Annotated in this window: 14 protein-coding genes and 1 pseudogene; 9 read left to right on the top strand and 6 right to left on the bottom strand. The window is 66.8% G+C overall.

The features are described 5' to 3' along the window. Positions 1–59 precede the first annotated feature (59 nt). From tuf to QOC69_RS13925, 3 genes are all read left to right on the top strand, one after another. Positions 60–1,250, top strand: coding sequence for an elongation factor Tu (gene tuf / locus QOC69_RS13935; RefSeq protein WP_526440415.1), 1,191 nt, complete (start codon positions 60–62; stop codon positions 1,248–1,250). A gap of 187 nt (positions 1,251–1,437) precedes the next feature. Continuing rightward, positions 1,438–2,169 carry a PP2C family protein-serine/threonine phosphatase gene (locus tag QOC69_RS13930; RefSeq protein WP_526440413.1) on the top strand — a complete coding sequence of 244 codons (732 nt, stop codon included), beginning with the start codon at positions 1,438–1,440 and terminating at the stop codon, positions 2,167–2,169. A 292-nt stretch (positions 2,170–2,461) separates the two neighbouring features. Continuing rightward, positions 2,462–3,361, top strand: a complete 900-nt coding sequence (locus tag QOC69_RS13925; RefSeq protein WP_526440411.1) for a hypothetical protein — start codon at positions 2,462–2,464, stop codon at positions 3,359–3,361. Positions 3,362–3,371: 10 nt separating this feature from the next. Here QOC69_RS13925 and QOC69_RS13920 read toward each other — a convergent pair whose 3' ends face one another. Beyond that, entirely contained in the window at positions 3,372–4,748 is a 1,377-nt protein-coding gene (locus tag QOC69_RS13920) for an MFS transporter (RefSeq protein WP_526440409.1), read from the bottom strand. 141 nt (positions 4,749–4,889) lie between these two features. On the opposite strand from QOC69_RS13920, the gene QOC69_RS13915 reads away from it, so the two are divergent. From QOC69_RS13915 to QOC69_RS13900, 4 genes and pseudogenes are all read left to right on the top strand, one after another. After that, the gene (locus QOC69_RS13915) at positions 4,890–5,735 is read left to right on the top strand and encodes an SHOCT domain-containing protein (protein WP_526440407.1); all 846 of its coding nucleotides are present in this window, start codon (positions 4,890–4,892) and stop codon (positions 5,733–5,735) included. Between the two features lie 9 nt (positions 5,736–5,744). Continuing rightward, positions 5,745–6,761: pseudogene (locus QOC69_RS13910) on the top strand (arginine deiminase). Positions 6,762–6,840: 79 nt separating this feature from the next. Continuing rightward, positions 6,841–7,686, top strand: a complete 846-nt coding sequence (locus tag QOC69_RS13905) for a mycofactocin-coupled SDR family oxidoreductase (protein ID WP_526440405.1) — start codon at positions 6,841–6,843, stop codon at positions 7,684–7,686. A gap of 67 nt (positions 7,687–7,753) precedes the next feature. After that, complete coding sequence (locus QOC69_RS13900) at positions 7,754–8,473, top strand: dienelactone hydrolase family protein (RefSeq protein ID WP_526440403.1); 720 nt, start codon at positions 7,754–7,756, stop codon at positions 8,471–8,473. Here QOC69_RS13900 and QOC69_RS13895 read toward each other — a convergent pair. The 4 genes from QOC69_RS13895 to ddaH all read right to left on the bottom strand — a co-directional run bounded on the left by QOC69_RS13895 (position 8,470) and on the right by ddaH (position 11,788). Continuing rightward, complete coding sequence (locus QOC69_RS13895; RefSeq protein ID WP_526440401.1) at positions 8,470–9,351, bottom strand: universal stress protein; 882 nt, start codon at positions 9,349–9,351, stop codon at positions 8,470–8,472. The genes QOC69_RS13900 and QOC69_RS13895 overlap by 4 nt on opposite strands. Then, a complete protein-coding gene (locus QOC69_RS13890; protein ID WP_526440399.1) occupies positions 9,348–9,476 on the bottom strand; it encodes a hypothetical protein in 129 nt (42 codons plus the stop codon). The genes QOC69_RS13895 and QOC69_RS13890 overlap by 4 nt, the downstream gene beginning before the upstream one ends. Positions 9,477–9,647: 171 nt before the next feature. After that, entirely contained in the window at positions 9,648–10,889 is a 1,242-nt protein-coding gene (gene rocD / locus QOC69_RS13885) for an ornithine--oxo-acid transaminase (protein WP_526440397.1), read from the bottom strand. Continuing rightward, positions 10,886–11,788, bottom strand: a complete 903-nt coding sequence (gene ddaH, locus QOC69_RS13880) for a dimethylargininase (RefSeq protein WP_526440395.1) — start codon at positions 11,786–11,788, stop codon at positions 10,886–10,888. Before ddaH ends, rocD begins: the two co-directional genes overlap by 4 nt. 124 nt (positions 11,789–11,912) lie before the next feature. Here ddaH and QOC69_RS13875 point away from each other — a divergent pair, with 124 nt between their 5' ends. Both QOC69_RS13875 and QOC69_RS13870 read left to right on the top strand, forming a co-directional pair. After that, on the top strand, positions 11,913–12,359 hold the full coding sequence (locus QOC69_RS13875; RefSeq protein ID WP_526440393.1) for an Rv2324 family transcriptional regulator: 447 nt from the start codon (positions 11,913–11,915) through the stop codon (positions 12,357–12,359). 16 nt (positions 12,360–12,375) lie between these two features. Continuing rightward, positions 12,376–13,587 carry an NAD(P)/FAD-dependent oxidoreductase gene (locus QOC69_RS13870; protein ID WP_526440450.1) on the top strand — a complete coding sequence of 404 codons (1,212 nt, stop codon included), beginning with the start codon at positions 12,376–12,378 and terminating at the stop codon, positions 13,585–13,587. 82 nt (positions 13,588–13,669) lie between these two features. Here QOC69_RS13870 and QOC69_RS13865 read toward each other — a convergent pair. After that, the coding region (locus tag QOC69_RS13865; RefSeq protein WP_526440448.1) for a VOC family protein at positions 13,670–13,796 on the bottom strand (127 nt) is incomplete at its 5' end.

The raw sequence follows: 13,796 nt of genomic DNA, 5'->3' as shown, positions 1-13,796 counted from the left end.
AACTGAAAACATCAACACTGCTTTAAACGAGCACCAACACAGTCCAGGAGGACACAGAAGTGGCGAAGGCGAAGTTCGAGCGGACGAAGCCGCACGTCAACATCGGGACCATCGGTCACGTTGACCACGGCAAGACCACGCTTACCGCAGCAATCACCAAGGTTCTGCACGATAAGTACCCGGCGTTGAACGAGTCGCGCGCATTCGACCAGATCGACAATGCGCCCGAAGAGCGTGCTCGCGGCATCACGATCAACATCTCCCACGTGGAGTACCAGACCGAGAAGCGTCACTACGCGCACGTCGACGCCCCCGGCCACGCTGACTACATCAAGAACATGATCACCGGTGCCGCCCAGATGGACGGTGCGATCCTGGTGGTTGCCGCGACCGACGGCCCCATGCCGCAGACGCGTGAGCACGTGCTGCTCGCCCGTCAGGTCGGCGTGCCCTACATCCTGGTCGCGCTGAACAAGGCCGACATGGTCGACGACGAGGAGCTTCTGGAGCTCGTCGAGCTGGAGGTCCGCGAACTGCTGGCCGCCCAGGAGTTCGACGAGGACGCCCCGGTCATCAAGGTGTCCGCGCTCAAGGCCCTCGAGGGTGACCCGGAGTGGGTCAAGGCCGTCGAGGATCTGATGGACGCCGTGGACGAGTCGATTCCGGACCCGGTCCGCGACACCGACAAGCCGTTCCTGATGCCCGTCGAGGACGTCTTCACGATCACCGGCCGCGGCACCGTGGTCACCGGTCGCGTCGAGCGTGGCGTGGTCAACGTGAACGAGGAAGTCGAGATCGTCGGCATCAAGCCGACCGTCACCAAGACGACCGTCACCGGTGTCGAGATGTTCCGCAAGCTGCTCGATCAGGGCCAGGCGGGCGACAACGTCGGCCTGCTGGTCCGTGGTGTCAAGCGTGAGGACGTCGAGCGTGGCCAGGTCGTGGTCAAGCCCGGCACCACCACCCCGCACACCGAGTTCGAGGGCAGCGTCTACATCCTGTCCAAGGACGAAGGTGGCCGCCACACGCCGTTCTTCAACAACTACCGTCCGCAGTTCTACTTCCGCACCACCGACGTGACCGGTGTCGTGACGTTGCCGGAGGGCACCGAAATGGTGATGCCCGGCGACAACACCGACATCTCGGTGAAGCTGATCCAGCCCATCGCCATGGACGAGGGTCTGCGGTTCGCCATCCGTGAGGGTGGCCGTACCGTCGGCGCAGGCCGCGTGACGAAGATCAACAAGTAGGCAGCCCCTACGACGGAGCGGCGCTCACCCGATCGGGTGGGCGCCGCTTTCGTTTCCTGTGGTGCAGACGGCCAGTTGATGCTTGCATTGGGAGCGTCGGCAACAGTGAGGACGATTACGTGAAAAGTGCATCGGTTGGCTTGGGCGCCCACGGGCGAGTGCTGGTCAGCCGATCGGGCCGCGGGGAATGACACGGCTCACGGTTCGCGCGTTCACCGACGTAGGCCTGCTGCGCAAGCGCAACGAGGACGCCGTCCTGGTCGCGGGCTGGCAATGCCAGACGCACGACGGATCGCTCGTCACAATGCATTTCGCGCCGACGTCACCATTCGTGTGCGCGGTCGCCGACGGCATGGGCGGGCACGTCGGGGGCGACCTGGCCAGCCGGGTGGCGCTGACGGTGATCGCGCAGGTATCGCCGGGGTGGCGCAGCCCGCAGGACGTGTCAACGGCGCTGGAGGCCATCAGCGAGCACGTGCGTGCCGTCGGTGCCGGCAACGACCTGGGCGGGCTCGGAACGACGGTCGCCGGGCTGTGCCTTCTCGCCGACGAGCTCCTGGCGTTCAACGTCGGCGACAGTCGGATCTACTCGATCGCCGGAGGACTCGTCGAACAGATCTCCGTCGACGACTCGGTCTTCGACGCCGCAGGCCGGCCGACGAACATCATCACCCAGTCACTTGGCCAGCCGGGTCCGGTTCGGCCGCACGTGCTGACGCTGCCCCTGCAGCCCGGCACCTACCTGATGTGCTCCGACGGGGTCAGCGGGATGATGTCGTCCGACGAACTCACCGCAGCGGTCGAGCAGCCCGATCTCGACGGTTGCGCGGCCCGGATCATCGAAACCACGCGCGCCAACGGTGCCGAGGACAACTTCTCGTTCCTGATCGTCGACGTTCAACGCAGCGGCGACTGCTGATCGGCCATTTCGACGAGTGCCGTGCATATCGGCAATCGCGGGTGCCATTCGGATATCGGGGCACCGTCGAAATTCCGTCGCCACCAACCGTTCTAGCAACGTATCGCGCGTTACGCGACGGTTCGTGTCGGCCGGGTTCCCAAGGGCCGTAAGCGATCTACGCGATCCGAGCGAGACGCGTCCGGTTGCTCGAGGTGTTAATCTGGGGCCCTCAAATGTAAACGTGTGACGCACGCCCGTGGTAAGCCCTTTACGGCGGAATTCAGCGGGACCGGGGGAGCCCCTCATGGTAATGGATCTGACCGAGCCGATTCCGGCCTACGCACCACCCCTGTCGCCGTCACCTGAGCGGTTGCTGCGGCTCGCCATCGTCGTCGGCATCGCCGGCGTCATCGCCCTGCTGGTCGCGGTCATCGTGCTGGTCTGGACGGTCACCGGGGTGTCCGCGCCGGTCGTGTCGCAACAGGCGCCGATACCCGCCGACATCGAGTCGAAGCCCGTTCCTGCGGCGCCCGCTGCGGCGTTGGTTCCCGAACCCGCGCCTGCACCGGCTCCCGTGGCGGCACCGGCCGCTGCGCCTGCCGCCAGCTCCGCCGGTGCCAACTCGGAGATTCTGCAGAACCCCGCGATGGCTGCGATCGCGCCGACCGCGCCCGCCCCAGTCTCCGATTCAGCGCCGACTGTCGCGCTTCCCACGGTCACCTGGCCCAGCGGTGATGTGAACGGTCTCGACTGGAACGACCTCAACTCGAATCTGCAGAACGCCGCGGCCTCTTACCTCTGGCAGAATTCCGGCGCGGATGCCACGACCGGTGCCATCGTCGGCGCCGGAACCGCGATCGGGACTACCGCGCTGAACATCGTCGGCAACAACGCGGGCAATCTGGTGAACACCCTGATCTTGGCCAACTTGGGGTACTACGGCGGCAACGGCCTGAGCGTTCCCGGCGTGGGCCTTCCGGGGGTTGGCCTCCCTGGTCCCGATCAGGTGGCTGCGGCCTTGGCCGTGCCTGCTGCGGTGGTTCCGCAGATCGGCGTGCCCTCGGTGCCCACCTCGATCGGCATTCCCGGGACCCCGATCGGGACACAGATCGGTCCGCCCCAGCTGCCGCAGATCGGTCCGCCCCAGTTGCCCAGTCTTCCCGGGGTCGGGATCGGGATACCCGGCACTCCGATCGGGATCGGGTTCTGAGCAGTAGCGTTCAGGACACGCGCTCGCGCCGGTAGAACAGCACCGCAGCCGACGCTGGCAGCAGGACGGCGGCAAGCACCAGAAGGATCGCGGTAATTCCGTCTGCCATCGACATGGGAGACGCTTCGGACCGCTGCAGCATCTCGAGCACCGCACCCGACACCGCTACGCCGACACCCGCCAATGTGACCAGCGACGTCAACGTCAACCCTGCCGCCGCGCCTGCGCGTTCGGGCGGTACGACGGTCTGCGTCGCCACGGTGGTGAATGCATACACCAGCCCCATCGTGAAGCCACACACCGTCAGGGCGCTCAGGTAGACCACCCAGTCGTGTGAGACTGCCAGTGCCGCAAGGGAGATGGCGGCGAGCGTCCCGGTGACACCCACCACCACGAGGGGCGCGAACTTCGTCGCGAGCCTGCCGGACAGCGCGCCGCCGATGGCGGCGCCGGCAGACGGGCCGAGGAACGCCAGACCGGCCATGAGTGGGTCGAGGCCGCGAACCTGCTGCAGGTTCAGCGTCGACAGGTAGATCGTGATGCCGTAGGCGACGTTGCAGACGGTGCCCGCGAGCACCACGACCACGAACCGGGGATCGCGCAGTAGTGAGAGATCGATCAGTGGCCAGCGGATCCGGCTCTCGGCGATGACGAACGCGACAAGCAACGCGACCGAGACGGCGAATGCCGCGGCCGTGGTGGGTGAGAGCCAGCCCCAGGCCGCGGCACGGTCGAAGGTCAACGTGAACAACCCGATCCCCAGTGTGATCAGGGCAAGGCCGATGAGGTCGATCCGGCGGGGCGCCGTGCCGTCGGACGACTCGGTGATCGTCAGCGCCCCGATGACGAAGGCGATCACCGTCACCGGGACGAGCAGCCAGAAGATCCACCGCCAGCCGATCGTCTCGGTGAGCAGACCGCCGACCAATGGACCCGCGGCATTGCCCAATCCCGCTATGCCGTAGGCAAATCCGATGGCATACCCGGCCCGCGTGGCGGGGAAGGCGTTGGTCAACACGCTCACCGACACGGGGAAGATGAACGCCGCACCCAAGCCCTGGAGTGCGCGGAAGCCGATGAGGGCCCCCGCGGACGGCGCCACGGCGCACAACGCAGAAGCGACACCGAACAGGGCCACGCCGGCCAGGAGCGCCCTGCGCCGCCCGAACAGGTCGCCGATCCGTCCGGCCGGCACCATGAACGCGCCAAGCGTCAGCATGTAGACGCTGATGACCCACTGCAGGTCGGTGGCGCTGCTGTCGAGTTCGCCGGCCATCCGCGGCAGTGCCAGATTCATCGCGAAGTAGTCGATCTGCACGCAGAACAATGCCGTCGCGACCGCACCCAGGATCCAGCGGGATCGCGTGGTGCTCGCCGCCGGAGGCACGAACCGACGATATCCCGGCCTTCGGGCCCTTGACAGCAGCCACACAGTTGCACAACGGGGCCAAATGTTGCGGGTTGGCGCTAATCTGACCTCCGAGACCGTCCGGCGAGCCAACGCCCGGCGAACCGAGGAGCGTGGCAGATGTTGGGTCGCTATCTGAAGTCACAGATCATGGTGCTGGTGTGCGGTGGCCTGGTGGGGCCCATCTTCCTGGTGGTGTACTTCGCCCTCGGCCAGGGCACCCGCCCGTACATCCAGTGGATGTTCTGGGTCGGTCTGCTGATCACCGCCGCCGACGTCTTGATCGCGCTGGCGTTGGCGAACTTCGGGGCCAAGTCCGACGCCAAGACCCAGATGCTGGAAGCCAGCGGCGTGCTGGCGCTGGCACAGATCACCGGAATCAACGAGACCGGCACGCGGATCAACGACCAACCACTGGTGAAGCTCCACCTTCACGTCGAGGGGCCGGGTCTGACTCCGTTCGACACGCAGGACTCGGTGATCGCCTCGGTGTCCCGGCTGCCGATGATCACAGGACGCAAGCTCGTCCTGCTGGTCGACCCGGCCACCAACCAGTACCAGATCGATTGGAAGCGAAGCGCTTTGGTGGTCGGGATGGTGCCTGCGCAGTTCACCCTCGCCGAGGACAACCGGACGTACGACCTCTCCGGACAGGCCGCGCCGTTGATGGAGATCATGCAGATCCTCAAGGCCAACAACGTTGCGATGAACGGCACCATCGACATCCGGTCCAACCCGGTGGTGCGCCAGCAGGTGATGAACGTGGTGCGTCGTACTGCCGCCCAGCAAGCGCCCCCGCCTGCACACATGGCGCCGCCGTCGTCGGCGCAGTCGTTCACCGCCATGGCGCCACCGGAACCGTCGACGTCACAACGGTTGCAGGAGCTCGAGACGTTGCGTGCGACGGGCGCGATCTCCGAGACGGAGTACGCGAGCAAGCGTCAGCAGATCATCTCCGACCTCTGAGCCGACCAGATCGCACGTCGCACCGAGCATTCCGAGGTCGGCAAGCTGCGCACGGTACTGGTCTGCTCGCCGGGCCTGGCCCACGAACGCCTCACGCCGACCAACTGTGACGTTCTGCTGTTCGACGACGTGCTGTAGGTGCAGAACGCGCGGCGCGACCACTTCGACTTCATCGACAAGATGCGCGACCGCGACGTCGAAGTGCTCGAGTTGCACAACGTGCTGACCGAGACGATGTCCGACCCGGTGACCAAGGCCTGGCTGTTGGACCGCAAGATCGTGCCGAACGAGGTGGGGCTGGGACTGGTCGACGACACCCGCGGGTTCCTTGACTCGCTGCCGCCTCGCAAGCTGGCCGAGCTGCTGATCGGCGGCATGTCCACTCGCGACCTGCCTGCGGAGATCACGTCGGGCTACCGGGCGCTGGACGGAGTCTCTGATGCCGCCGCTGCCCGACACGCTCTACACCCGCGACACCACCTGCTGGATCTACGGCGGCCACACGATGAATCCCCTGGTCTGGGAGGCCCGTCACGACGAGACGCTGTTGATGAAGGCGATCTACGAGTTCCACCCCGACTCGTCGGCTCGCGGGTCTGGTGGCGCGATCCCGAAAAGTCTTGGGGGATGGCCACAATCGAGGGCGGCGACGTGCTGGTGCCCGGCAACGGCGTCGTCGTCATGGGCATGAGCGAGCGGACCTCGCGGCAGGCCATCACCCAGGTGTGATCGTCGCGGGGATGCCCAAGCTGCGGGCGGCGATGCACCTCGACACGGTGTTCACCTTCGCCGACCGCGACGTGGTGACCATCTATCCGGACATCGTCGACAATATGCAGACCTTCGCGCTGTTGCCCCGCGACTCGGCACCCGGTGTTCGCCTACGACCGCAACATCCACACCGACTCGCTGCTGCGCAAGGCGGGCATCGAGGTCATTACGATCGTCGGCGCCGAACTGGGCCGCGGTCGCGGCGGCGGACACTGCATGACCTGCCCGATCATCCGCGATCCGGTCGACTACTGACAATCCCGGCGACGGGATTACTAGAACACGTTCCAGTTCGGCTGCTAGCCTTGGCGCGGGCGGACGAAAGGATTGCGCGATGGCAGGAACTCTTGACGGACGGGTTGCATTCATCACCGGAGCCGCGCGCGGGCAGGGCAGGGCGCATGCGGTGCGCCTGGCCGCGGAAGGCGCCGACATCGTCGCCATCGACATCTGCGGACCGGTCTCCGACACTCTCACCTACCCCGCCGCCACGTCCGAGGAACTCGCCGACACCGTGCGCCAGGTGGAGGCGGCCGGCCGCAAGGTACTCGCCCGTGAGGTCGACATCCGGGATCTCGCCGCGCAACAACAGGTCGTCGCTGACGCCATCGAACAGTTCGGCCGGCTCGATATCGTGGTCGCCAACGCGGGGATCCTCAGCTGGGGCCGGATGTTCGAGATGTCCGAGGAGCAGTGGGACAGCGTCATCGACGTGAACCTCAACGGCACGTGGCGCACCATCCGCGCCGCCGTGCCAGCGATGATCGAGGCAGGCAACGGCGGATCGATCATCATCGTGAGTTCGTCGGCCGGAACGAAGGCTACGCCCGGCAACGGGCACTACTCGGCGTCCAAGCACGGCCTGGTGGCCATCACCAACGCATTGGCAATCGAGGTGGGGGAGTTCGGGATTCGAGTCAACTCGATTCACCCGTACTCGATCGACACGCCGATGGTCGAGAAGGAGGCCATGATGGAGGTCTTCGGCAGGTACCCGAGCTACCTGCACAGCTTCTCCCCGATGCCGTACAAGCCCGTCAATCACGAGGGCAAGAAGGGCCTGCAGGAATTCATGACGCCCGAAGAGGTTTCGGACGTGGTGGCCTGGCTGGCCGGCGACGGGTCGGCGACTATCTCCGGTTCCCAGATCGCGGTCGACCGCGGGACCGCAAAGTACTGACCCCCGCTGATAAGCGCTGAGCGAACGGCGCTTCCGTCGGCACGCGTGGTGTGGGAACGTTCGCGTCATGACCTCGTTGACCGCACTTCCGTTCGACTACGTCCACGACGGCCTCGACTTCGAAGGGGTGATCTGCTCCGGCGAGGACGCGGACGCCCCGACCGTGCTGGTGTTCCACGGCATGGAGGGCCGAAGCGACGCCCAGGTCGAGTTCTGTCAGCGGCTGGCGGCCCTGGGTTATCGGGCGGTGGCCGTGGACCTGTTCGGGCGCGCCGCCACCCTCGCAGGCCCCGACGCCTGTGCGGCCGCAATGTCGGAGTTCATCCAGGATCGGGACGCGTTGCGGGACAGGCTCATTGGTGTGGTGGATATTCTCACCGCGTTGCCGGAGCTCCAGCGGGACGCCATGGCCGCCATCGGATTCTGCTTCGGCGGTCTGTGCATGCTCGACCTGGCGCGGCACGGCACGCACCTCAAGGCCGTCGGCAGCTTCCACGGCCTCCTCACCGCGCTGCCGCAACCGCCCACCGCGCCGATCGCCACCCGGATCGCCGTATACCACGGCTGGGACGATCCCTTCGCCCCGCCATCGGACGTCGTGGCACTGGCGGCCGAACTGACCGAGCGCGGAGCGGACTGGCAGTTGCACGCCTACGGGCACGCGATGCACGCGTTCATGGCACCGTTCGCCAACGCCCCCGAGCGCGGAATCCTGTACGACGAAACCACGTCGCGGCGCGCCTGGGCAAGCCTCGTCGACCTGCTTGCGGAGACCTTCGACCGTTAGTTGGGCAGCACCAGCACGGGTACCGGGCTGTGGCGCACGATCTTCGCGCCCTTCGAGCCAAGGAACACCCGCGCGATCGCGCCCTGTGGCGACGTGCCGATGGCCAGCAGTTCGCCGTAGTGCCATTCCGCGGCGTCGAGTGCCTGATCCCAGCCGTTGCCGGTGACCACCTGCAACACGACGTCGTCGCCGACCAGGCCGTCGGTCTTCAACTTGGCCAACGCTTCTCGCGCATTCGAGGCCCATGATTCGAGGATCGAGTCCTCGGCGTGCAAACCGGTCTCTGGCGGGTACATGGTGCGGCCCCGCACGGCGAAGGTGATCACCCGCATCGGGACCCCGAGCTGCGCGGCCAGCGTCGCGACGCGCTCGACCACTTGATGCGACTCGGGCGTGCCCGGGTACGCACAGGTGAGCCGGGTCAGGCCATGTGTCTTGGAGCCGCGGTAGCCGCGCGGGCTGACCGCCAGCGGCACCGGTGAGGAGTGCAGCAGCCGGTCCGCGGTCGAGCCAAGCACCACCTGTCCGAGCGTGCCGTCCGCAGCGGAGCCCAGCACCAGCACGTCGGCCTTCAGCTCCTCGACGGCCTGTAACAGCCCGCCGGGCGCCGACCGGTGCGCATATTTGTGAAAGGTGACCTCGAGGCCGGCGTCCAGGGACTCGATGCATTGCCGTGCCTGGGTGGCCGAGTCTGCTGCCAGTCGATCGGCGTACTGGGCGTACTCGGCGTCGATGCGTGCGGGGGACGGCGTGGTCCACGGCTTGGGGACGACGGTGACGACGGCGAGCAACGTCTTGAGCGTCCTGGCCGCCTCGACGCCGAGGTGCAGCGCCGCCAGCCCACCCTTGCCGACCAGGTACCCGACCACGATGGTCATGGGGCATCCTTCGGCGTGATGATCTCGACGTCCTCGAGTCCCGGTGCCGCGGAGGCGATGACGCCGTCGCCCCCATCGTTGAGTGCGCTGTGGTGCCGACCCCAGAGCAGGTAGAACGCCCACACGACCAACACCCATGCGCTGAAGGCGATCCAGGTGTACCAGTTCAGGCCATCCGTTGAAGATGTTGGCGAACAGCTTATTCAGGTAGCAGCATCTGTTCGGTCAAGTCCACCGTCGGTGAGGGTGATGCCATGGTGCCTCTGAGCAGTGCTGCGGGGCGAAGTGAGTCGAACTTAACCCTGTACTGCCAGTACGGCAGCGAAACGATCCACGGCCCAGTCGATCTCCGACTCGGTGATGACCAGCGGCGGGGCGAAGCGAAGCGTGGAGCCGTGGGTGTCCTTCACCAGGACGCCACGCTCGGCCAGCAACAGGCTGACGTGCTTCCCCGTGCCAAGGGCGGGGTCGAGGTCCACGCCTGCCCACAGTCCGCGACCGCGTACCGCGAGCACGCCGTGACCGATCAGATCGCTCAGCCGGCGATGCAGGTGAGCTCCGAGTTCGGTAGAGCGCGACTGGAAGTCGCCCTGCGCGAGCATCGCGACCACGGTGGTACCGATCGCCGCCGCCAGCGGGTTGCCGCCGAAGGTGGAGCCGTGTTCGCCGGGATGCAGGACGCCGAGCACGTCGCGGTCGGCTACCACGGCCGAGAGTGGGACGACGCCGCCACCGAGTGCCTTGCCGAGGAGATAGACGTCGGGGACCACTCCCCAGTGGTCGCACGCGAAGGTCCGTCCGGTGCGGGCCAGGCCGGACTGGATCTCGTCGGCGATCATCAACACGCTGTGCTCGGTGCACAGTGCGCGCACGCGGGGCAGGTAGTCGTCCGGCGGCACGATGATGCCGGCCTCGCCCTGGATGGGCTCGAGCAGTACGGCGACGGTGTTCTCGTCGATCGCGGCGGCCAACGCGTCGGCGTCACCGAAGGGCACCGCGCGGAAGCCGGGCGTGTAGGGACCGAATCCGCGGCGTGCGGTCTCGTCGTCGGAGAAGCTGATGATGGTCGTGGTGCGGCCGTGGAAGTTGTTGTGCGCCACGATGATGTTGGCCTGATCGACCGGGACGCCCTTGACGTCGGTGCCCCACTTGCGGGCCACCTTGATGCCACTCTCGACGGCTTCGGCGCCGCTGTTCATCGGCAACACCATGTCCTTGCCGCACAGCTGAGCCAGTGCCGCACAGAACGGGCCGAGCCGGTCGGAGTGGAAGGCACGGCTGACCAGGGTGACGGCGTCGAGTTGGGCGTGCGCCGTCGCGATGATCTCCGGATGGCGATGCCCGAAGTTCACCGCCGAGTACGCCGCCAGGCAGTCCAGGTATCGCCTGCCCTCGACGTCGGTGATCCAGACGCCCTCGGCCGACGCGGCGACGACGGGCAACGGCGAGTAGTTGTGCGCCGTGTAATGATCGTCGACCGCGATCGCGGCCTTGGTGGCCTCGCCGGGCTGTGTCGTCACGGTATCGAGGATGGTCACGAGTACACCTCCAACGTGCAGCATTTGACGGATCCGCCGCCCTTGAGCAATTCGGACAGGTCGACGCCCACCGGCTCGAAGCCTGCGTCGGCCAGTTGCGCGGCGAAGCCGACGGCCGCCGCCGGATGGACCACGTGAAGGCCGTCCGACACGACGTTGAGGCCGAGGACGTAGGCGTCGGCGCTGGCCACCTCGATGGCGTCGGGGAACAGTTCGTGCAATCGGGCGCGAGACGCATCGCTGAACGCCGTCGGGTAGTACGCGATGGTGCAGTCGTCGAGAACGGCCAGCGCCGTGTCGAGGTGATAGAAGCGCGGATCGACCAGTTCGAGGCTCACCAGTGGCATGCCGATCATCTCGGCGATCTCGTCATGCGCTCGACGGTCGGTACGAAAACCGTAGCCCGCCAACACCAGCGGCCCGACGATCAGCAGATCGCCCTGACCTTCGTTGGTGTGCCTGGTGTGGACGGGTCGGTAGCCACGCGCGGCCATCCACTCGGCGTACGCGACGGCTTCACCGGCGCGCTGCGGGTAGGCGAAGCGTGCCACCACGGCCTTGCCGTCGACGATCAGGCCGCCATTGGCGGCATAGACCATGTCCGGAAGCCCGGCGACCGGCTCGACCAGTTCGACGGTGTGGCCCAGCGACTCGTACGTGCGGCGGAGAACCTCCCACTGCCGTATCGCGAGGCCGGTGTCGACCGGCGTCGAGGTGTCCATCCACGGGTTGATGGCGTACTCGACGGTGAAGTACGTGGGAGCGGTCATGGCGTAGTGGCGGAGGCGTGGTGTTCGCTGCTCACGCCGTCTGTCGGCGCCGGGGCGCCTCCCGGTTGCGGCGACATCTGATTGCGGGCCCGCGCCTGAAACGGTGCCGGCCACATCTGAGATCGTCATGTAGTAGACGATATTGGCGTTCGTTCACGCAATCAATCGCCACCCATTGCGCATTGACACATGGTCTGTTGCGCTAGACGTATCATTGCGGTGATCTATTGCGCACAGAGGGGAGTGTGGCCTCATGGACCGTCTCGACCGGACCGACGAGCTCATCCTGGCCGAGTTGGGCGAGCACGCAAGGGCGACGTTCGCCGAGATCGGGCAGCGGGTGAACCTGTCCGCTCCTGCCGTCAAGCGGCGCGTGGACCGGATGCTCGACAACGGCGTCATCCGGGGCTTTACCACCATCGTCGACCGCAACGCCATCGGCTGGACCACCGAGGCGTACGTACAGGTGTACTGCCACGGCACAATTGCGCCCGACGAGCTGCGGCGCGCCTGGGTCGACATCCCGGAGGTGGTGAGCGCCGCAACGGTGACCGGCACGTCGGACGCGCTCCTGCACGTCCTCGCCCGCGACATGCGGCACCTGGAAGAGGCGTTGGAACGCATCCGCTCGACTGCGGACATCGAGCGCAGCGAGAGCATCGTCGTGCTGTCCAACATCATCGAGCGCACGCGCCCGTGATCGCAGGGTGGCAGACATCTGGCCGAGCCCATCGTGTAAGAAAGCCCACGTGACTACTAGTGGGGGCATCGTCATCGTCGGTGGTGGACTGGCCGCGTCGCGGACGGCTGAACAGCTGCGCCGCGCCGAGTACGCCGGGGCGATCACGATCGTCAGCGACGAGGACCACCTGCCCTACGACCGGCCGCCACTGTCGAAGGAAGTGCTGCGCGCCGAGACCGACGACGTCGCCCTCAAGCCCGCCGAGTTCTACGACGACAACGACATCACGGTGTTGTTGGGTTCGGGCGCGACGACGCTGGACACCGCAGCGCAGACGGTCACGCTGGCCAACGGCGACGTGATCGGTTACGACGAACTGGTGATCGCAACGGGCCTGGTGCCCAAGCGCATTCCGTCCCTGCCCGACCTGGAGGGCATCCGGGTGTTGCGTACCTTCGACGAAAGCCTGGCACTGCGCAAGCATGCCCATGCGGCCGAACGCGCTGTGGTCATCGGTGCGGGTTTCATCGGCTGCGAGGTGGCCGCGAGCCTGCGCAAGCTCGGCGTCGAGGTGACCCTTGTCGAGCCGCAGCCCTCGCCGCTGGCGTCGGTGCTCGGTCATCAGATCGGTGACCTGGTCGCCCGGCTGCACCGGGCCGAGGGCGTCGACGTGCGCTGCGGCGTCGGGGTCACGGGTGTCACCGGAACCGGTCACGTCGAGAAGGTGTTGCTGTCCGACGGTACCGAACTCGACGCCGACATCGTGGTGGTCGGCATCGGCTCGCGGCCGTCGACCGACTGGCTCGAGGGCAGCGGCATCGAGGTCGACAACGGCGTCGTCTGCGACGCCGCTGGCCGCACCTCGGCGCCCAAGGTATGGGCCATCGGTGACGTGGCATCGTGGCAGGACGTCTCGGGACACCAAGTGCGCGTGGAGCATTGGAGCAACGTCGCCGATCAAGCCCGGACCATCGTACCCACGATGCTCGGTGGCGAGGCGCCAACCACCGTGGTGGTGCCCTACTTCTGGAGCGACCAGTACGACGTCAAGATCCAGTGCCTCGGCGAGCCGGAGGCCGACGACGTGGTGCACGTGGTCGAGGACGACGGCCGCAAGTTCCTGGCCTACTACGAGCGCGACGGCGCCGTCGTCGGGGTGGTCGGCGGCGGCATGCCAGGCAAGGTGATGAAGGCGCGGAACAAGATCGCCAACGCCGTGCCCATCGCCGACGTCCTCACCCCCTAGCCCCGCCCCCCGCGACTTGGGCGCGCCAACGTTCGCTCAGGCCGACGGTTTGCGCGCACAAGTCGCAGGGGAGGGGAGGGGGTTAGAACTGGCCGAGGTAGAACCGGGTGCCCTGGTCGTCGGTGCACTGCGCGGACGTGCCATAGGACTGCTGCGAGGGCTCCTCGAGCACCGTGCCGCCCGCCTCCCGGACGCGTGCCACTGCGGCG

Source organism: Mycobacterium sp. (assembly GCF_032162105.1).
GTDB lineage: Bacteria > Actinomycetota > Actinomycetes > Mycobacteriales > Mycobacteriaceae > Mycobacterium.
The sequence above is the reverse complement of the archived record's forward strand: the minus strand, read 5'-3'. Positions and strand labels throughout refer to the sequence as shown.